This window comes from Cohnella cellulosilytica (genome assembly GCF_042431195.1).
Taxonomy (GTDB): domain Bacteria; phylum Bacillota; class Bacilli; order Paenibacillales; family Paenibacillaceae; genus Cohnella; species Cohnella cellulosilytica.
Map to the genome: position 1 here is coordinate 1 of NZ_JBHMDN010000026.1, position 20,846 is coordinate 20,846.

Consider the following 20,846-nt stretch of genomic DNA (forward strand, 5'->3'; position numbering starts at 1 on the left):
GAGATTTTTTTATGGATGGACAGGTAAAACAATTAACAATTACCATAATTAGTAACATATAGCTTGTCTTTTTTTATGTCAGGTTTTACGCATGGCTAGTGTCTATCAGGCCGTTAAATGGAGGAAAGTCGACAAATGGGGGCATTAGCGGTGTGCCAGGCCGCTAAATGGGGGAAAGCAGGCAATTGGGGGAATTAGCGGTCTGAGGGACTGCAAAAGGTGGTCAAACGGTCGAGCTAGTTCGCGATATTTTTTTGTTTGTGTTTGTTTTGGGGGATATTCAAAAATAAACGGGTGTGTTAGAATGGGTTCAAAACCAAACAAAACATTATCCGGAGGTAAATCCATGGTACAAAGCTTGTGGCAAGCATCGAAAGCAAATGAGCTGCAATCGGGTCTGGATCAGCTCGTATACCGCTCGAATATTATCGGTACGGATCGTCGCGTGTGCAATTACGGCGGCGGCAACACGTCTTCGAAAACGGTCGTGCAGGATTTTCGCGGACGCGACGTCGAAGTGATGTACGTGAAAGGAAGCGGCTCCGATCTTGCGACGATGAAAGCGGGCAATTTCACGGGTCTGCGCATGGAGGACATTCGTCCGCTGTTCGAGAAAGCGGAGATGTCCGACGAGGACATGGTCGCTTACTTGGCGAACTGCATGATCGATGCGAAGCACCCGCGCGCCTCGATCGAGACGCTGCTGCACGCTTTCCTGCCGTTTAAGCATGTGGACCATACGCATCCGGATTCGATTATCAGCCTGTGCTGTGCCGATAACGGCAAAGAGCTGGCCAAAGAGATTTTCGGCGACCGTTTCGTCTGGGTTCCGTACATCCGTCCGGGCTTCGCGCTGTCGAAGATGATCGCGGAAGGCGTGCTGAACAACCCGCAAGCCGAGCTCGTGCTGATGGAAAAACACGGCCTGGTCACTTGGGGCGAGACGTCCGAAGCGTGCTACGCGCAGACGATCAAGATCATCAGCGAAGCCGAAGCGTTCATCGAAGCGCGCATCGACGAAGCGAAGGTGTTCGGCGGAGCGAAGCACCCTACGCTTCCGGCCGACGTCCGCAAACACATCGCGGCCAAAGTGATGCCGACGATCCGCGGAGCGGTCAGCGACGCCAAGAAGATGATTCTGAGCTTCGACGACGCGGACGACGTGCTGCAATTCGTCTCCGGCCAAGATTCCGCGAAGCTGTCCCAAGTGGGCGCAGCCTGCCCGGATCACCTCGTGCACACAAAGGTTGTGCCGTTGTTCATCGACTGGACGCCTGACGCCGACGACATCGACGGCCTGATCGCCAAGCTGAAGGAAGGCGTCGCCGCTTACAAAGAGCAGTACACCGCCTATTTCGAGCGCAACAAAAACGAAGGCGACGTCATGTTCGAAGCCGCGCCTCGCGTGATCCTGATCCCGGGCGTGGGCATGATCAACACCGGCAAGAGCTGGGCGATGTCGCAGGTGAGCGGCGCGCTGTATCACCGCGCGATCGCGGTTATGAGAGGCGCGACGGCTCTCGGCAGCTTCGTCTCGCTGTCCGAGAACGAGTCCTACAACGTCGAGTATTGGCCGCTTGAGCTTTACAAGCTGTCGCTGGCTCCGCCGGAAGCCGAGTTCTCCCGCCAGGTTGCGTTCATCACGGGCGGCGCGGGCGGCATCGGCAGCGAAACGGCTCGCCGCCTCGTCTCGGAAGGCGCGCACGTCGTGCTGGCCGACCTGAACCTCGAAGGCGCCGAGAAGGTCGCGGGCGAGATCAACGCCAAGTGGGGAGAAAACCGCGCGCTGGCCGTTAAAGTCGATGTCACGAGCGAGGAGCTGGTGCAAGCGGCCTACGACGCGACGGCGCTCGCTTACGGCGGCGTGGACATCATCGTCAACAACGCGGGACTGGCGACTTCCAGCCCGTTCGACGAGACGTCGCTGAAGGAATGGAACCTGAACATGAACGTGCTCGGCACGGGATATTTCCTCGTCGCCCGCGAAGCGTTCAAAGTGATGAAGAAGCAGGGCATCGGAGGCAACATGGTGTTCATCGCCTCCAAGAACTCGGTCTACGCCGGCAAGAACGCCACCGCCTACAGCGCCGCCAAAGCGCTGGAAGCCCATCTGGCGCGCTGCATCGCGGCCGAGGGCGGAGAATTCGGCATCCGCGTCAACACGATTTTGCCGGATGCGATCCTGCAGGGCTCGGCGATCTGGAACGGCAGCTGGCGCAACGAGCGCGCCGCCGCTTACGGCATCGAGCCGGATCAACTGGAAGAATACTACCGCAAGCGCACGACGCTGCTGGTCAACATTTATCCGAGAGACATCGCGGAAGGCATCGCGTTCTTCGCCTCGTCCAAGTCCGCCAAAACGACGGGCTGCATGCTGACGATCGACGGCGGCGTACCCGCGGCGTTCACTCGATAACCCAAACATCGGAGGGATCGTTCCTATGCATAGGCCGCAAGGGGAGAAAGTCTGGTTTATTCCGGACGCCTACATTCCCGAACTCAGCTCCGGGCAGCTGACGAGCCACGAATCCGTCTGCGTGCTCAACACAGCGTCGGAGGACGCTCTGCTGAAATTCACGATTTTCTTCGAGGATCGCGAACCGATGGAGGACATTATGGTCGTCGTCGGAGCCAGAAGGACCAAGCATATCCGAACGAGCTCGCTGCACAAGGAAGGAGCGCCGATTCCGGTCGGCGTTCCTTACGCGATCGAGGTTGTAAGCGATATCCCGGTCATCGTGCAGTACAGCCGGCTCGATTCGACGCAATCCGAGAACGCTCTCATGTCCGTCATTGCTTATCCTATAAAATAAACCGATAAAATAAACCGAAGCCGAGGAGGAACGCGCATGCAACAATCCACCGTCAACAACTACGAGGCCGCCAAGCAGCTGTACGCCAAGCACGGCATTAACGTCGACCAGGTGCTGGAGCGTCTGGCGCAAATCAAAATTTCGATGCACTGCTGGCAGGGCGACGACGTCAAAGGGTTTCTGAACAAGGATCAGGATTTGACCGGAGGCATCTCCGTCACGGGCAACTATCCCGGAGCGGCCAGAACGCCCGAGGAGCTTCGCGCGGACCTGGAGAAGGCGTTTTCCCTCATCCCGGGCAAGCATAAAGTCAACCTCCACGCGATTTACGCCGACACCGACGAGAAGGTGGAGCTCGACGAGCTGGAGCCGAAGCATTTTCAGAAATGGGTCGATTGGGCCAAGGAACAAGGGCTGGGCGTGGACTTCAACCCGACCTGCTTCTCTCATGAGAAGTCCAGCGACGGCTTTACGCTGAGCCATCCGGACCCGGAAATTCGCCGTTTCTGGATCGATCACTGCAAAGCTTCGCGGAAGATCGGCGCGTACTTCGGAGAACAGCTCGGCCAGACGTGCGTCACGAACGTCTGGGTTCCGGACGGCTTCAAGGACGTTCCGGCGGATCGTCTGGCGCCGAGACAACGCTTGAAGGACGCGCTGGACGAAGTGTTCGCGGAGGAGCTGAATCCCGCGCACAACCTGGACGCGGTCGAGAGCAAGCTGTTCGGTCTCGGCTCGGAAGCTTACGTCGTCGGCTCCCACGAATTTTACATGGGCTACGGCCTGCGCAACAACAAGCTGATCTGCCTGGACGCCGGCCACTTCCATCCGACGGAAGTGATCTCCAACAAGCTGAGCTCGCTGTCGCTGTTCGCCGACGGCATTCTGCTCCACGTCAGCCGCCCGATGCGCTGGGACAGCGACCATGTCGTCACGCTCGACGACGAACTGATCGACATCGGCCGCGAGCTCGTGCGCGGCGATCTGCTCGGCAAGACGCATATCGGCCTCGACTTCTTCGACGGCAGCATCAACCGCGTCGCGGCTTGGGTCATCGGCACGCGCAACACGATCAAATCGCTGCTTCGCGCCATGCTCGACCCGATCGAGGAGCTCAAGAAAGCGGAGCTGGAAGGCGACTATACGACACGTCTGGCGCTGACGGAAGAGTTCAAATCGTATCCGTTCGGCGCGGTATGGGACTACTATTGCGAGAAGAACGGCGTTCCCGTTCGCGAGGAATGGCTGGGCGAAGTGAAAGCCTACGAGCAAGACGTGCTGCTTAAGCGCGGCAATTAATATCAACCGGGGATGATGAGAGATGTCGAGCGTACTCGCGTTCGATCTGGGCGCGAGCAGCGGCAGGGCGCTGCTCGGACGGCTGACGGACGGCAGGATCGAGGTCGAGGAGCTGCATCGCTTTTCCAATGATCCCGTACAGGTGGGCGACCGCCTGTACTGGGACATTTTGCGGCTCTATCACGAAATCAAGCAAGGCTTGCTGAAAGCCAAGCACCGGGGCATCGACCTGCAGAGCATGGGCATCGATTCCTGGGCGGTCGACTTCGGCTTTATCGGCAAAAACGGAGAGCTGGACGGCAACCCGTACCATTACCGCGACCGTCATACGGAGGGGGCGATGGAACGGGTGATGGCCGAAATTCCGGCCGCGGTCATTTTCGCCCGGACCGGCATTCAGTTTCTTCCTTTTAACACGATCTATCAGCTCTACGCGTTGAAGCAGGCGAAGTCTCCGCTGCTCCGGGAGAGCAGCCGGCTGCTGATGATTCCGGATCTGCTGCGCTATTTTCTCACGGGAGAAATGCACAACGAGTTCACGAACGCCACGACGACGCAGCTGTACAATCCGGTCAAGGACGATTGGGATGCCGAGCTTCTGCGCATGCTCGAGCTGCCGAAGAGCTGGTTCGGCCGCGTGCTGAAGCCGGGAGAGCTCGCGGGCAAGCTCAAGCCGTCCGTATGCGAGGAATTGGGCGTCGACCCGGTTCCCGTCTATGCGGTGGCCGAGCACGACACGGGCTCGGCGGTCGTCGCCGTTCCGGCAACGGAGAAGTCGTTCGCTTACTTGAGCTGCGGAACATGGTCGCTGATGGGCACGGAAGTCGACAAGCCCGTCCTTCACGATCTGGCGCAGAAGCTGAATTTTACGAACGAAGGCGGCTTCGGCAATACGTTCCGGCTGCTGAAAAACATTATGGGCTTGTGGATTTTGCAGGAGTGCCGGAGGGAATGGGAGCGCGAGGGGCGTTCGTATTCGTTCCCCGAGCTTGTGCGGCTTGCTTCGGACGCGAAACCGTTGGCCTCTTTTATCGATCCGGACGACGACTTGTTCCTGCCTCCGGGCGACATGCCGGCCAGAATCGAACAATATTGCGCGCGTACGGGCCAGGAGGCTCCGGGCACCGTGGGCGAAATCGTACGTTGCATCCTGGAAAGCTTGGCGTTAAAATATCGCTGCGTGTTCGAAATGACGCAGCGGCTGTCCGGACAGCGCTTCGGGGGTCTGCATATGGTCGGAGGCGGCATCCAGAATACGCTGCTCTGCCAATGGACCGCGAACGCGATCGGCAAGCCCGTATGGGCCGGACCGTCGGAGGGAAGCGCGATCGGCAACCTGGTGGTTCAATGGATCGCTCAAGGCGCGTTCGCCGATATTTGGGAAGCCCGGAGAGCGATTCGCGAGTCGTTCCCTGTGGAAACATACGAGCCAAGCGATTCGGAGCTGTGGGTCGGCGCCTATCGGCGCTTCCTGACGCTGACGGGGCTGGCGGAGTAAAATCGGTTTGCGAAAAGAGGATGCACATGCTGGTTGCGGAGCGATATGAGAAAATCGTAGGCTTGGTCAACGAAAGAGGAAGCATCCGGGTATCCGAGCTGAGCGAGCTGTGCCGGGTGACGGAGGAGACGATCCGCCGCGATCTGGACCGGCTCGAGCGGGCGGGGCGGCTGCGCCGTTCCCACGGCGGCGCGGTCAGCGTCAAGGAAACGTCCGCGCTGCATCCGGAAATTCCTTATGCCGTGCGCGAAATTACGAACGCGGACGAGAAGAAGCGGATTGCCCTCGAGGCGATCAAGCGCATCTCGCCCAAGGATCGCATTTTGCTGGATGCCAGCTCGACCGCCTGGTACATGGCGGCCGACGTGCCCGACCTCGACTTGACCGTGCTGACCAATTCGATCAAGGTCGCGACGGAGCTCAGCGGCAAGGAGAAAATTCAGGTCATCTCGACCGGCGGCATTCTTGCCCAGCGTTCCCTGTCCTTCGTCGGGCCGCTGGCGGAGCGCTCGCTTGACGCCTATCATGTCGACAAGGTGTTTCTCTCCTGCAAAGGGGTGCATCTGGAACGCGGCATCAGCGAATCGAACGAGCTGCAGGCCCGGATCAAGGAGCGGATGATCGGCATCGCGGACGAGGTTGTCCTGCTCGCCGACTCCAGCAAGTTCGGCGTTCAGGCGTTCACGCACGTCGCCGATCTGTCCGAGGTCGATACGATCATTACCGACCGGCGGATGCCGGAGGAGACGATCGAGCGGCTGGAAGGCCTCGGCATTCATGTGGTAACGGTCTAGCACGGCCCGGAATAAGCGGTTCCAGGGAGGACGCGAACCAATCTTGCGTTTCGGCAGCGATAACGGAGGGGGCGCGGTTCTCGGGAACGTTTTTTTGCAAAATGGGCGGGATTTGTGATTGTCAACTTGTCTGATAACCTGATAATATGAGAAGAGAAGCGAAAGGGGTGCGGCACATTGAAGGTCTCTTTGTTTATTACTTGTCTGAGCGACGCGATCTTCCCGAGAGTCGGGGAGGCGATGGTCCGCTTGCTGGCCCGGTACGGCGTTTCGCTGGAATTTCCGCCGATCCAGACGTGCTGCGGCCAGCCCGCCTTTAACAGCGGATACTGGAACGAGGCGCGGACGACCGCGAAAACGATCATCGAGGCGTTCGAGGACAGCGACTTCGTGATCGCGCCGTCCGGCTCCTGCGCGGGCATGGTGCACCATTATCCGAAGCTGTTCGAGCACGATCCGGCGATGCTGGACAGGGCGCTGGCGCTGCAGAGCAAGACGTACGAGTTCACGCAATTTCTCGTTAACGTGCTCGGCGTAACCGACGTGGGCGCAACATTCCGGCATAAGGTGACGTATCACCCTTCCTGCCACGGCAGCCGTCTGATGGGCATCAAGGACGAGCCGATGGCGCTGATGACCCACGTCAAAGGACTGGAGTTCGTTCCGCTTCCGCACGCGGAGGATTGCTGCGGCTTCGGGGGAACGTTCGCGGTTAAAATGTCGGACATTTCCGGCGCGATGGTGAGCGAGAAGAGCGACCATGTCAAAGAGACGGAAGCGGAAGTGCTCGTCGGACTCGACATGGCCTGCCTGATGAACATCGCGGGCAACCTGCGTTATCGGAACGAGCCGGTCAAAGTGATGCACTTGGCCGAGCTGCTCTACGAGGGGGTGCAGTAAGATGAGCCACGGTGCCAAGGGCGGAGCGACGGTCAAGGAACGCGCGGAGCTGGCGCTGAACAACGACTTCCTGCGCAAGGCGGTCAAGTTCACGACGGAGCGGCTGAAGAACGGCAAGCTGCAAGCGACGAAGGAGCACGGCAACTGGGAGGAATGGCGCGAGCGGGGCCGCCAGATCCGGCTGCACACGATCGCGCATCTCGACTATTATCTGAATTTGTTCGTCGAGAACGCGCGCGCGAACGGCGTTCACGTGCATTTCGCGGAAACCGCGCAGGAAGCGGTCGACATCTCGATGGCGATCGCCGAGCGCAAAAGCGCCAAAACCGTCGTCAAATCGAAGTCGATGGTGTCGGAGGAGCTGCATCTGAACGCGGCGCTGGAGAAAATCGGCGTGGAGGCGATCGAGACCGACCTCGGCGAGTACATCATTCAGCTGGCCGACGAGCCGCCGTCGCATATTATCATTCCCGCGATTCATAAAAACCGCTTCCAGATCGCGGAGCTGCTGTCGGAAGACGCGGGCGAGAAGCTGGAGGCGGATACGAAAATATTGGCCGGCTATGTGCGCAGAAGATTGCGTTCGAAATTTCTCGAAGCCGATATCGGCATGACGGGCTGCAACTTCGCGATTGCCGAGACCGGCTCGATGGTGCTGTTCGAGAACGAAGGCAACGCCCGCATGGTGACGACGCTGCCGAAAACGCAAATTACGCTGATGGGCATGGAGCGGATCATTCCGTCCTGGGCCGATCTCGAGGTGATGGCGACGCTGCTTCCGCGTTCGGCGACCGGCCAGAAGCTGACGATGTACATGTCGGGCATTACCGGCCCGCGGCGCTCCGAAGACGCCGACGGTCCGGACGAAATGCACATTATCATCGTCGACAACGGACGTTCGCTGCAGCTCGGGGACCCGGAGTTCCAGGAGCTGCTGAACTGCATCCGCTGCGGCGCCTGCCTGAACGCCTGCCCGGTCTACCGCCATATCGGCGGCCATGCGTACGGCGGCACCTACAGCGGCCCGATCGGCGCCGTGCTGACGCCGTCGCTCCAAAAAAATATCGCCGAATGGGACGACATCGCCAACGCCTCGAGCTTGTGCGGGGCCTGCTACGAGGCCTGCCCGGTGAAAATTCCGCTTCACGAGATGCTGATCTATCTGCGCAGACGCAAGGTGGAAGCCGGCCACAGCAACAAGCTCGAGGACGCGGGAATGAAAGGCTTCGCGACGCTGTTCTCGAAGTCCGGGCGGATGAGCGCGGTGCTGAAGCTCGGCAAGATCGGGCAGAAGTTCGTCGCCAGGGACGGGGGCATCCGGCTGAAGGTCGGCCCGCTGAAAGGCTGGAATACGTACCGCGTGACGCCTACGCTGCCGAAGAAGAGCTTCCGCCAGCAGTGGCCGACGCTGGATTCGGAAATTCGCGAAGGTCTCAAGGAGATGTCGCCGGACATCAAGCGGCGGTTGGAGCAAGCGGTGCTAAGCCGCAAGAACGGAGGGACGCACGGACATGGACACGGCTAAAACGCAGGATCAGTGGCTCAAAGAGATGGAAGAGAAATCCCGCGCCAAGCAGCTTAAATTCATCGGCCATATCTCCTCCAAGCTGAGACGGCCGATGGTCGGCAAGGCGCCCGAGCATCCGTTCCGCGGTTCTCCGGATTTCTGGAACGTCTACGAATGGACCGAGCAGGAGCGCATCGAGCGGTTCACGGAAAATTTCAAGAGCGTGGGCGGTCACGTCGAGCGGCTGTCGTCGATGGAGGACGCGCAGCGATTCATTACAAGCAAGGCCGAGGAGCTCGACGCGAAATACATCATCCGCCAGAACGAGCCGGAGCTTGCCGCGCTGGGACTGGAGGAGCGTCTGCCGGAAGCGCAAGTCTCGGTCTGGAACACGGACGCCGAGGAAAACTGGAAGGCGCGCTCGGCGGAGGCCGACATCGGCGTCGTGATCGTCGACCACGCGGCGGCGTATACGAGCTCGATGGTCGTCATGTCCTCGAAGGACAAGGGCCGCTCCGTCAGCCTGCTGCCGACCGTGCTGATCGCGATTATTCCGCTCGATCGCCTGAAGACGAGGCTGGGCGAAGTGATGGCGACGTTCGACGCGGGCGGACGGGAAAGCCTGCCTGCGGGCATCCACTTTATTTCCGGGCCGAGCCGGTCTTCGGATATCGAGAACGACTTGACGATCGGCGTGCACGGTCCGGGCATCGTATACGCGCTGCTCGTCGGTTAGATTGGAGGCGAGCGCGCGCATGGAGATGACCCGGCTGACGAAACGGAATCACTACGAGGAGATCAAGGATCAGCTCATGCGGATGATTCTGGACGGCACGTTCAAGGTCGGCGACAAGCTGCCTTCGACGAAGGAAATGTCGGAGAGCTTCGGCGTGGGCCGCTCGACGACCCGCGAGGCGTTAAGCGCGCTAAAGGCGATGGGCCTCATCGAGATTCGGCAAGGCGGCGGCTGCCGGGTCATCCATAACGCGCCGGCGGAGGTGGCCGTGCCGGAGCTGGATTCGCTCCGGCTGAACCGCGCCGTTCTGCACGACCTGCTCGAAGCGCGGCAGTCGCTGGAGGTGTCCAACGCGGCCATCGCGGCGGTCAAGCGCACGGACGACGATCTGGGCGAATTCGAAGCGCTGATGCGCGCGATGGAGCAGGCGATCGGACAGGAGCTGGAAGGGGAGCGGACGGATGTGCTGTTCCATCTCACGCTGGCCAAGGCGACGCACAATTCCATTATGGTCCGGCTGTTCGAATCGATCGTCGGCCAGCTGGAGGCGGCGATCCGCGACATTCGCCGAGTAGAGCTTTATTCCAACCAGCGGGTGGCCGAGCGGCTCTACCGGGAGCATTCCGCGATCTACGACGCGGTGCGTCTCCGCGATCCCGAGCGGGCTTCGCAGACGATGAGGCGCCATCTGGAGCATGTGGAGAACATTTTGACGAAATATCTTTAACGTTCGGGGCGGTTCCTTCTCGTCGGAAGACGAGGGGAGCCGTCCTTTTTATGCGGAGGGGGCGAAAAGATTTCTCGGTGGCAGGAGGGAAACGCGGACGGGCGACGAATCTTCTCTAAATCTCCAAAAGTCCGAGTGAGGTTTGTCATGAAGAAAAAATGGTTTTACCGTCTGCTGCTCTCCTATTCCCCGATTCTCCTGTTTCTTGTGCTGCTGCTGATTTTATTTTTCTACCTCAAATGGGTTTCCGAGACGAAGGTGCGCATTCAAAATACAAACGCGCTGTTCGCTTCGCACGTGGTCAGCGTGCTCGATTCCTCGATGAAAACGATTGAGGAATTTGTGCTGCAGCAGATGCTGACCGACGAGATGATCCTGGATTACATCAACGGCCGGGAGCCGTCGCCGCCGTACACCCGGCTGGAAATCTCCAACCGTCTGACCGATATCAGAACGTTGTTCCCGTTCTCCGGCGACGTCTATCTGTACAAAGCTTCCGGTGGCGAAGCGCTTTCCAACCGGGGCTTGTTCAAGCCCGGCGACGAATTTGCCGACAGCGCTTTTCTGAAGGAGGCGGTCGAGAACCGGGGGACGAAAGGCTGGACGTATCCGCGGATCTATCGGCAATATCAATCCGATGCGCCGACGGACGTCGTTTCGTTCGCCAAGCCGCTGCCGATTATGTCGTCAGGGGGAAAAGGGCTCGTTGTCGTCAATGTGCAGCTTTCCGCCATCCAGCGCGCGTTGAAGGCGATCAATTCCGACACCTCGGGTTATATGGAATTGACCGACGCTCGCGGGGCGACGCTGTTCGTTAAGGATACGCCGCCGCGGACATCATGGGGAATCAGCCGGGTCGAATCGCATTACACCGGCTGGAGTCTGTCCGTCGGCATTCCCGAGTCCGAACAGAAGCTGATGTCCGTATTCCTCAATGGCTGGACGCTTCCCGCGTTAATCGTCATCTTGCTGGGCATCTTCATCTTGACTTACGTGACCCACCGCAACTATAAGCCGATCGAGGAAATCATGATGCGCATCGACCGGTATGCCTTGCAGAGAACTTTTCAATTGGGGAGAAACCCGAATCATAACGAGTTTCAATTCATTTCCACGGCGCTGGACAATCTGATGGAGAAATCGAACGAATTCGAGGCGAAGCATAAAGACGATCTCATTATTCGCAGAAGATACTGGTTCAACGAACTGATCGCGGGCACGTTCTCGCTGTCGGATTCGGAGTGGGAAGCCGAAGCGAAGGAGCTGGGTCTTCCGGGCACGTTCGAATCGACGACCGTACTCGTCATCGTGCTCGATAACCGCGAGCAGTTCAGCGGCGGATACAGCAAGCGGGACCAGACGCTCTTCAAATTCGTCGTTCAAGGCGTGCTGGACGAGATATGCGGTCATCACGGCGTTTCCGTCTGGTCGGAGTGGAAGGAAGCCGATCAATTGTGTTCTATCGTCTATATAGGGGAAGCGCGAAACCAAACGAATGTGCTGGACATCTCCACGCAGCTGAAGGATTGGGTGGCGACGAATCTCCAATTTACCGTGTCGATTTCGATCGGTACGACGGCAAGCGACATAGAGGACATTCATCAATCCTACCGGGACTCGATGCAGGCGGGGCATTACCGCACGCTGCACGGCTATAACCGCGTCTATCCGGCGTCCGAATGGAAGCTCAAATACCAGGGTGACCTCTATGTTCACCTGCAGACGGCGAAGGCGACCGTGAAGCTGATCCGTGCCGCCGATCCGGAATGGACCGAAGCGTTCGACAGGTTGTTCCGGGAGATCAGACAAGACGGATTGTCCCGCGAACAGACGGCCGAGGTCGTCAATTATATTTTCTACTCGCTTGAGAAGGAAATGAACGAGATGCCGGAGGAGTTGATGGCGTACTGGACGGAACCGTTCCGACGCTATTCTCCGGCTTCCCTGTTGAAAAAAGAGCTGATAGACGACATTCGACGCGAACTGGGCGAGTTTCTCCGCTTGCTGGCGGATACGCTGGAAGAATGGCGTCACAAGCAGCCCCAATCCAACCTTGCGGAACAGATTGCCGCGTATTTGCGTCTTAATTATGCCAATCCCGATATTTCTCTCGATCATCTGAGCGATGCGTTCGGGCTGGCTCCGCGCGTCATAAGCAAGCTGTTCAAGGCGAATACCGGAGAACGCTTTGTCGATTACGTCATGAGCCTTCGCATGACGGAAGCCCGACGGCTGCTCGCGGAAAGCGAGCTTCCCGTTCAGGCGATCGGCGAACAAGTCGGTTATCCGCAAGTCATTTCGTTCATCCGGACGTTCAAGAGATGCGTCGGAACGACCCCCGGCGAGTACCGGAAGCAGTTTTCACCGGAATGACGCAAATGTTAGTCCGGGAAAAAAGTTAGTCGCCCCGCCGTCGCGAGGCTGCGCCGGGAAGCGCCGCGACAGAATGCGAGCCGTCCTCATTCGCGGAAGGGGGCGGCTCTTTGGCATCCCGGCTGCCGGGCTTCCGACATCAATTGTTAGTTCGGGGAAAATTGAAAATTGAAAGGCGAGAGCCGTTGCCCTATAGTCGGAGTTGTTCGGGAGATTCCTGCAGGAAACCGATCACGGATTGCGAGCAGGGAGGTGGTGCGCTATTTACCGGGTTTGGCGAAGGAACGTTCCGCTGATCTTGATGTTTGCGCCAGTCATTCTTTTTTTCATTATGTTCAAATACGTTCCGATGTACGGCGCGATTATCGCATTCAAAAAATACAACTTCGCGGACGGCATTCTGCACAGCCCCTGGGTCGGATGGGACAACTTCAAGCTGCTGTTCAGCACGCCCACGACGATTCAGATTATTCGCAACACGCTCGTGCTCAGCCTGCTCTCCATTATCGTCGGATTTCCTTTTCCGATTATGCTGGCGATCATGTTAAACGAAGTCCGGAAGATGTGGTTCAAGAAAGCGGTCCAGACGTTGGTGTATCTTCCGCACTTTTTCTCGTGGATTATCGTCAGCGGCATGGTGGTCACGGTATTTTCCCAGCAGAGCGGCATCGTCAGCGAATTATGGGAAAGCCTGACCGGTCATTCCTATCCGTTCCTGTACCGCGAAGGCTCGTGGCTTGCGATATTCGTCGGCTCGGGCATCTGGAAGGAAGCGGGCTTCAGCGCAATCATTTATTTGGCCGCTTTGACCAACATCGATCCGACCTTGTACGAAGCGGCAAGCATCGACGGCGCCTCCAAGTGGAAGCAGATCCGCCACGTGACGCTGCCGGGGCTGCAGATGACCATTGTGCTGATGTTGATCCTGTCGATGGGACGGGTCATGGAAGTTGGCTTCGATCAAATCTACATGCTGCAAAATTCCACCGTGTCGGACGTATCGGAAGTGATCAGCACCTATATCTACAAAATCGGATTGATGGGTTCGCAGTTCAGCCTGACGGCGGCATTGGGCTTGTTCGAATCGTTGGTTGGCTTCATATTGGTTCTCGCCACCAACGCCATCGCTAGGAGGTTCGGAAATGGATTATGGTAAAAAGGCGGTGGCCGCCCCATGAAACCGTCGCTGGGAGAACGCGTCTATTTGGCCGGCGTATATCTGGGTCTGATCATTGTGGCCCTGTTGTGTCTGCTGCCGCTGATGCACATTGCCTCGCTCTCGGCCAGCTCGCTTCGGGCCGTCTCCGCGGACCGCGTCACGCTGTTTCCGGTAGAGATGACGTTTGCCGCCTATACGCAGCTGTTTGAGCGCACCCCAATCTTATCCTCCTTGTCCAACAGCGTTATTATTACGCTGGTCGGGGCGGCGCTCAGCATGGTGTTCACCGTCCTCGCCGCGTATCCGCTCACCCGTTCCTATTTTTGGGGACGCCGGGCGTTTACGCTGGGCATTGTGTTTACAATGCTGTTCAGCGGGGGATTAATCCCCACGTATTTGAACATACGCAATCTTGAGCTTATCAATACGTACTGGGCCTTGTGGCTGCCGGGGCTCGTAAGCGTCTTCAATCTGCTGGTGCTGCGGACGTTTATCGAGAATATCCCCGGAGAAATCGACGAGGCGTCCCGAATGGACGGGTGCGGGGAATGGCGTTATCTGCTGCGAATCGTCCTGCCCTTGTCCATGCCGGTTCTGGCCACGTTGGCTTTATTTTACGGCGTCGGGTATTGGAATTCCTTCTTCAACGTCCTGATGTTCATCAACGAGCCTGCCAAATACAACATCGCGGTGCTGGTCCAGCAGATGATCCAGAGCCAGATGATGCTTGCCCAGATGAACGGTCTGGAATCGTCGGAGCAGCTTGTCATGTCGCCGGAAATGGTGAATTCGGCAGCCATTATCATCATGGTTTTGCCTATGCTGGCGATTTATCCGTTCTTGCAAAAGTATTTTGTCAAGGGTGTCATGATTGGCGCCGTTAAAGGGTAACCATTCAAAAATGAGGGGGACGCGCAACATGAAAAAAAGATACGTGAAGGCGGTTTTGGTGCTGGCGGGATTGATCGCTTGTACGGCAATGACGGCAGCCTGCTCCGATTCCAAGACGGAGGAGAAGAGCGGCGCCGCGGCGCCGGGATCGGAGTCGACGGCGCCCAAAGCGAAGCCGACGCTCTCCATCTCCATGTACGATCGGGGCAATGTGCCTCAGGAAATGGGGACGATCGACAATAATCGCTGGACCAAGTGGCTGAACGAGAACGGTCCCGTCAACGGAAAATACGTTCCGATCCCGCGCGGCGAGTCGGTGCAGAAGCTGAACTTGTTGTTTGCCTCCGGGGATGCGCCGGACGTTGTGTTCGAATTCGACACTCGTTTCCGCGATCAGATGTACCAGCAAAAAATGATTATGCCCGTGGACGATCTGATCGAGAATAGCAGCACCGATTACAAGCAGCTGCTGGAAAAGTATCCGGCAATCAAGAAAGCGGCCACCAAGCCGGACGGGAACATGTATGAATTCGGACGAGTATCTCCGCTTGTGGGCTTCCAGGCATTGCTCATTCGTACGGACTGGTTGGACAAGCTGGGACTTCAAGTGCCGGAAACGACAGAAGAATTGTTTGCGGTGGCCAAAGCCTTCACCGAGCAGGATCCCGACGACAACGGGGCGAATGACACCTTCGGCATTGCTCTGAGCGGCGAAACGGGCGGCACGATCGACACCATGTTCCGCAATGTGACCTGGGTGGTGGAAGACGGGAAGCTGGTGCGAGGCTGGAAACAGTTGAATGCGGCCAATGAGTTCAAGAAACGGCTGTATGACGCGGGACTGGTCGACAAGGATTTTCTTGCCGACAAGAACGGACAGAAAGCGCAGCAGGACTGGAACAACGGCAAAATTGGCATCTTCGTGGGCCGGACGATCGATCTGGTCAACTTCAACCAATATTACGAGCAGTTGAAGACGAACGTTCCGAGCGCCGAGGTGAAGGCGATCAAGCTGCCGAAGTCCGAATTCGGCCGGTTCACCATCGGCGTCAACAATCCGGTGCAGATGACGACTGTCATCAATTCCAAAGTCAAGGATCCCGAGGCCGCTATGGCGTATATCGATTTCATGGCATCCCGTACCGCCGGCGAAATGCTTCGCTTCGGCCAGGAAGGGGAGGATTCGGTAAAAGGCTCCAACGGCTGCCTGCAGCCGATCGATGCCGAGAAGTTCAACAAGGAAGTCTCGTGGAATATCGACTTCCAGCTGCTGCTCTCCCGGATTGAATTGGGGTCCTGTACCGACATTCAAAGCCAGCTAGATCCTTCGAAGCCTCTGGAACAGGATTTCCTTCGGCTTATCCAGGAAAATAACGAAGCGAATCTGAGCCCCGACGTTGAATTTCCTGCGATTACGCACGGCGAGCATATGCCGACATTGCCCGAAGACCTGAGCGTAATCAATACGAGCGTATCGAAGATTGGCGATATTTACAACAAAGCGCTCGTGTCCGGGACTTCGTATACGATTGAACAGGCTTACGCCGAAGCTCTGGATCTGTGGAACAAGTCCGGAGGCGACAAGCTGGAGACCTTCTATGCCGATTGGTACGGCAACAATTCGGAGAAAGCGTTTTTGGCTCGGGATATGTGGGAATTCGTTGTGAAATAAGCTGCAAGCGAAGGAGGAAGAGCGATGACCATGTTATTTGCGGATACAGATCGGGGAAGGCCGTTTGCCAAAGATCCGGCCGTTGTTAAACTGGACGGCGCCTACTACATGTATTACTCCATGGCGCCCCATGGACCGGAATCGTCGAATGCGGGATGGGGGATGGGACGAGGGATCGGAATCGCCCGCAGCGGCAATCTTCGGGATTGGGAGAAAATCGGCGAAATTACGCCCGAACAGGAGTGCGAGAAGAACGGCATATGCGCGCCGGGAGCCATCGTGCTGGACGGGCGGGTGCATTTGTTCTATCAAACCTACGGCAACGGGGCCAAAGACGCGATATGCCATGCCGTGTCCGACGACGGGGTTCGCTTTGTGAAGGACGGCTCCAACCCGGTGTTCTCCCCGACAGGCGAGTGGAATAACGGAAGGGCGATCGACGCCGATGTCATCGTATGGGACGGCCGGCTGTTTATGTATTTCGCTACCCGGGACCCTGCGGGGAAAATCCAGATGCAGGGCGTGGCCACTGCCGAATTGGACTCCGGCTTCGGCCGAGGAGCTTGGAGACAGGCGTGCGACAAGTCCATCCTGCAGCCCGAGCTTCCCTGGGAGCAGGAATGCATCGAAGCGGCGGCAGTATGCGAACGGGAAGGGAAGCTGTTCATGTTCTACGGAGGTGCGTATAACAACTGTCCGCAGCAGATCGGCTGCGCGGTCAGCGAAGATGGCGTAAGCTGGACAAGGCTGTTCGACGAGCCGCTGCTGCCGAACGGCGAGCCCGGCAGCTGGAACGAGAGCGAGTCCGGCCATCCTTTCTTGTTCGAGGATGAGGACGGGAGAACCTACTTGTTTTATCAAGGCAATAACGATAGGGGGCGCTCCTGGTATTTGTCCATGCGGGAGGTCGGCTGGAAGGAAGATTTGCCTTATCTGATTGACGCCTAGCAGGCGAGGAAGTTGTAACATGTTCGGGAGCGGGCCTTGACGGTAGAACCTTACCCGGGCCCGCTCCCGTTTGTTTATCGCGATGGAAAAAGCGCTTTATCGCTTGCGCGTTGTGGCCGATACGGACATAATAAGGATGTTTGAAGGAGATTGTTCCCAACCTTGCCGACAGGAGGAAGTTCTATCATGAATATGTCCGACTTCGAACCGAATTGGCAAATCGAAAAAATCGAGTGGGCGGCTCTGCCCGGCAAACGCGCCAGACATGCCGGCTCCAACGCCCGAATAGGCGAGCATGGGGTCGACGTACCGCTGCATTTGGCGCGAATCACCATTGCCGGACAAGAAGGCTACGGCTGGTCGCGTATTTCCAAGCCATTGGCGCAAGAGCTCGTCGGTCAAAAAACAAGAGACCTGTTTAACGAGCGGGGAACCGTTCGGGAGGAGTTTCGCGGAATCGAGTTGCCGCTATTCGACTGGATTGGCCGCGTGCAAGGAAAACCTCTTAACTCGCTGCTCTCGGCGGGAGGGACAGTACAAGAGAAAGTCGCGTGTTACGATACTTCGTTATATTTCGATGACCTTCATTTATCGGATGAACGCGCCGCCGTCGAATTCATGCAAATGGAAGCGCTTGAAGGGAAAAATCGCGGGCAGGCGAACTTCAAGCTCAAAGTCGGCCGCGGGGGGCGCCATATGCCGCTGATGGAGGGAACCAAGCGAGATATCGCGATTATTCGCGGGATCCGCGAGGTTGCCGGACCGCATGGCAAAATCATGATAGACGCGAATAACGGCTATAATCTTAACTTGACCAAGCATGTGCTGCAGGAAACCGCGGACGTTCAGCTGTATTGGATCGAGGAAGCGTTTCACGAGGACGCAGAGCTCTACAAAGACTTAAAGATGTGGATGCGGAAAGCCGGCATGAACGTGCTGATTGCCGACGGGGAAGGCTTGGCTGCGCCCCCGCTGGTGCAATGGGCCAAAGAAGGGATTATCGATGTGGTGCAGTACGACGTGCTCGTCCCCGGCTTCAGCTATTGGCTGGAGCTCGGCCCCGAATTGGATGCGGCTCATGTGAAATCGGCTCCGCACAGCTACGGAACGCCTTACGGCCATTACGTTTTAAGTCATTTGGCTTCCGCGATTGAAGGCTTCCAATTTGTCGAGTGGGACCAGATCGAGGTGGAGGGGATGGATGCTTCCGGCTACCGGGTTAAAGACGGCTTTGTGCACGTCCCTGCCGAACCGGGCTTCGGTCTGAACTTCGATTCCGCTTACGTGAGCAAATGGGTTCAAGAAACGGGCTGGACGACAAGCCTTTAGAGCAAGCGGTCCGAACCGAGGGCTGCGAGCCATTCGGCGGGGAATTTTACTGAGCCGGGCCGTGCCGTAAAGGCGCGGCTTTTCCCCGTTCGTCGAAATCGTCCTTCTCTTTTTCAGCGGCATCCATGCCAAGATCGGCACCAACGACCGGGCGGCGAGCCTGTCCCGCTAGCGATTGTCGCAAAATTACAAGAGGTCTGTCGCGAACTTTCATTCGAATCGAGCCGAAAAACAAGTACAATTAGTCACGATAATGAGAATCATTATCACAAACCAATAAAAGGGGATTGGAAAGTGAAAAGACTTCATCCATCGGCTCAACTCGCAATGTGGTTCGTTTGTTTCGCGCTTTTGCTGGCAGCGTGCGGTTCGGGAGGCAACGGGGGCAAGAACGAAGCTTCTCCCGGCGCGGCGCCTGCGACGTCTTCGTCGTCTCCGGCCGTCGAGACGCAGAGCGCTCCGCCGGCTTCCGAAGATAAAGGTCCGTTTCCGGTGACCCTTACGCATATGAAGGGCGAATATACGCTGGACAAAAAGCCCGAGGTCATCGCGGTGCTGGATACGAAGTTTGTCGACCAGCTGATTGCGCTGGACGAACAGCCGGCGGGAAGCGTAACGGCAGCCGGCTCCGACACCGATTTTCCGGAATACTTAAGCGATCGGTTAGGGGATGTGAAAGTATTGGGCACGCGCGACGAGCCCAACCTGGAAGCGCTGGTGGCGCTGAACCCGGACCTGATTCTCATGACGGATTTCCAGGAGCAGGTTTACGACAGCGTCAGCAAGGTCGCGCCGACAATCGTGCTGGATTTCTACGAGGATTGGCGGGCGACGCTCGAGACGATGGGGAAAATAACCGGCAAGCCGGCGGAGGCGCAAGCCGTGCAGCAAGCCTATGAAGAGAAAACCGCCAAGCTGAGAGAGCAGCTGGCCGCGAAGCTGGGAGACGGCACGGTTGCGCTGATTCGCCCGAGAACGGAAGGGATCCGCGTTCACACTTCCCAGCATCGCACGGGATCGATCCTGTATACGGATTTGGGCCTGAAGGTTCCCGAGTCGGTCGCGGCGGTAGACGACACAGCCTACGAGATTTCGCTGGAAGCCGTCCCCGAGATCGGCGCCGACTATTACTTCTTGTTGTCGGACGCGCTGTTCGCGGACGCGGTCAAGGAGCTGGAGAGCACGAAAATATGGACCTCCCTGGAGCCCGTGAAGAACAACCGGGTGTATCAGGTCGACAGCACCTTATGGATCGCTTATTACGGACCGATCGCGAACAGCCTGATTATCGACCAAGCGGCGGCGGCATTGTTGGACCAGCCGTAAGGAATGGATCATTTTCTGACGTCCGACGCTTGGAAGGAGCTTGCCGGCGACTACAGCTTGTCTGTCGGAGAGGGAGCTCCGCCAAGCGTCAAGTCGCTGGCCCTAAGCGAGCTGCTTAAGGAGGAGTCCTGCAGGGCGTACCTGGAGTGGCTGAAGGGGCATATCGGTTCCCCGAACTTGAGCGTCGCTTCCTCCATGCTGGTGAAAAGGATGGCCCATCTGCTCGTTGCTCCGATTCTCAGCGCCATGACCTACTACGATAGAGGGATCGGGGCGGAGCTGGAGCACTGTCGGCTTTTCCATCCGGACGCTTCGGCTGCCGGAACCGCTTTTCCGTTTATGGCATTGTCGAGGGCAAAGGTTACGGCTCCCGAACCGGGCAAGAGGGAAGCGTGGCGGACGGAGAGGGTCAGGCAATTGTTCGCCGAACGTCTGACCCCTCTCCTTAAAACGATAGCGGCCGCAGGCTCGGTATCGACGGCGATTTTGTGGGAGAACGTCATGGCGCGCATCGTTCCCGTATACGGAAACGACGGGGACGGAGACGGGGACGGCGAGCTGAGCCGGAGAGTGCGGGACGATTTTTTCTATCTGACCCGGGGGGCTCCGGGCGAGCCGTTCGGCACGAGAAGAAATCCGCTCGGTTCCTTCGCGGAGCTGGACGAAAACCGCCGGCTCACGGGGCGAAGCAGACGGCTGACGTGCTGCCTCTACTATCAAATGGCGCCCGAGTATTGCCTGAAATGTCCCAAACCGTAATCTGTCCAAAGCAGTCCGGCGCTGATCTTCGCAGCGGCCGGGCTGCTTTTTCCGGATGAATGCCGGATGAATGTTGAAATTGACTGTGAGAATCGTTATCAATTAAAATAAAAGA

At 57.8% G+C, this 20,846-nt stretch carries 17 protein-coding genes; all 17 read left to right on the top strand.

Going from position 1 to position 20,846, the window contains the following annotated elements:
* The first annotated feature begins 346 nt into the window (after positions 1-346).
* The 17 genes from ACFFT4_RS19105 (at position 347) to ACFFT4_RS19185 (ending at position 20,731) form a co-directional block, all read left to right on the top strand.
* A complete protein-coding gene (locus tag ACFFT4_RS19105; RefSeq protein WP_378050400.1) occupies positions 347-2,416 on the top strand; it encodes a bifunctional aldolase/short-chain dehydrogenase in 2,070 nt (689 codons plus the stop codon).
* Positions 2,417-2,441: 25 nt separating this feature from the next.
* The gene (locus ACFFT4_RS19110; protein ID WP_378050402.1) at positions 2,442-2,813 is read left to right on the top strand and encodes a sensory rhodopsin transducer; all 372 of its coding nucleotides are present in this window, start codon (positions 2,442-2,444) and stop codon (positions 2,811-2,813) included.
* Positions 2,814-2,849: 36 nt separating this feature from the next.
* Positions 2,850-4,112, top strand: coding sequence for an L-rhamnose isomerase (gene rhaA, locus ACFFT4_RS19115; RefSeq protein ID WP_378050404.1), 1,263 nt, complete (start codon positions 2,850-2,852; stop codon positions 4,110-4,112).
* A 22-nt stretch (positions 4,113-4,134) separates the two neighbouring features.
* A complete protein-coding gene (locus ACFFT4_RS19120) occupies positions 4,135-5,610 on the top strand; it encodes a rhamnulokinase (protein WP_378050406.1) in 1,476 nt (491 codons plus the stop codon).
* A gap of 26 nt (positions 5,611-5,636) precedes the next feature.
* Positions 5,637-6,404: a DeoR/GlpR family DNA-binding transcription regulator gene (locus tag ACFFT4_RS19125; RefSeq protein ID WP_378050408.1), complete on the top strand. Its 768-nt coding sequence runs from the start codon at positions 5,637-5,639 to the stop codon at positions 6,402-6,404.
* 177 nt (positions 6,405-6,581) lie between these two features.
* Positions 6,582-7,304, top strand: a complete 723-nt coding sequence (locus tag ACFFT4_RS19130) for a (Fe-S)-binding protein (protein WP_378050410.1) — start codon at positions 6,582-6,584, stop codon at positions 7,302-7,304.
* Position 7,305: 1 nt separating this feature from the next.
* Positions 7,306-8,829 (top strand): LutB/LldF family L-lactate oxidation iron-sulfur protein, encoded by a 1,524-nt coding sequence (locus ACFFT4_RS19135; protein WP_378050412.1) that lies wholly within the window; start codon positions 7,306-7,308, stop codon positions 8,827-8,829.
* Positions 8,816-9,547 (top strand): LutC/YkgG family protein, encoded by a 732-nt coding sequence (locus ACFFT4_RS19140; RefSeq protein ID WP_378050414.1) that lies wholly within the window; start codon positions 8,816-8,818, stop codon positions 9,545-9,547. Before ACFFT4_RS19135 ends, ACFFT4_RS19140 begins: the two co-directional genes overlap by 14 nt.
* 19 nt (positions 9,548-9,566) lie before the next feature.
* Positions 9,567-10,274: a FadR/GntR family transcriptional regulator gene (locus tag ACFFT4_RS19145; RefSeq protein ID WP_378050416.1), complete on the top strand. Its 708-nt coding sequence runs from the start codon at positions 9,567-9,569 to the stop codon at positions 10,272-10,274.
* Positions 10,275-10,421: 147 nt separating this feature from the next.
* Entirely contained in the window at positions 10,422-12,647 is a 2,226-nt protein-coding gene (locus ACFFT4_RS19150; protein ID WP_378050418.1) for a helix-turn-helix domain-containing protein, read from the top strand.
* Between the two features lie 301 nt (positions 12,648-12,948).
* A complete protein-coding gene (locus ACFFT4_RS19155) occupies positions 12,949-13,803 on the top strand; it encodes an ABC transporter permease (protein WP_378050458.1) in 855 nt (284 codons plus the stop codon).
* Positions 13,804-13,821: 18 nt separating this feature from the next.
* Positions 13,822-14,697 (top strand): carbohydrate ABC transporter permease, encoded by an 876-nt coding sequence (locus ACFFT4_RS19160; protein ID WP_378050420.1) that lies wholly within the window; start codon positions 13,822-13,824, stop codon positions 14,695-14,697.
* A gap of 28 nt (positions 14,698-14,725) precedes the next feature.
* A complete protein-coding gene (locus ACFFT4_RS19165; RefSeq protein ID WP_378050422.1) occupies positions 14,726-16,369 on the top strand; it encodes an extracellular solute-binding protein in 1,644 nt (547 codons plus the stop codon).
* A gap of 24 nt (positions 16,370-16,393) precedes the next feature.
* The gene (locus tag ACFFT4_RS19170; RefSeq protein ID WP_378050424.1) at positions 16,394-17,317 is read left to right on the top strand and encodes a family 43 glycosylhydrolase; all 924 of its coding nucleotides are present in this window, start codon (positions 16,394-16,396) and stop codon (positions 17,315-17,317) included.
* A gap of 186 nt (positions 17,318-17,503) precedes the next feature.
* On the top strand, positions 17,504-18,646 hold the full coding sequence (locus ACFFT4_RS19175; RefSeq protein WP_378050425.1) for an enolase C-terminal domain-like protein: 1,143 nt from the start codon (positions 17,504-17,506) through the stop codon (positions 18,644-18,646).
* A gap of 294 nt (positions 18,647-18,940) precedes the next feature.
* Complete coding sequence (locus ACFFT4_RS19180; RefSeq protein WP_378050426.1) at positions 18,941-19,972, top strand: ABC transporter substrate-binding protein; 1,032 nt, start codon at positions 18,941-18,943, stop codon at positions 19,970-19,972.
* Between the two features lie 3 nt (positions 19,973-19,975).
* Entirely contained in the window at positions 19,976-20,731 is a 756-nt protein-coding gene (locus tag ACFFT4_RS19185; RefSeq protein WP_378050427.1) for an IucA/IucC family C-terminal-domain containing protein, read from the top strand.
* The last annotated feature ends 115 nt before the right edge of the window (positions 20,732-20,846 follow it).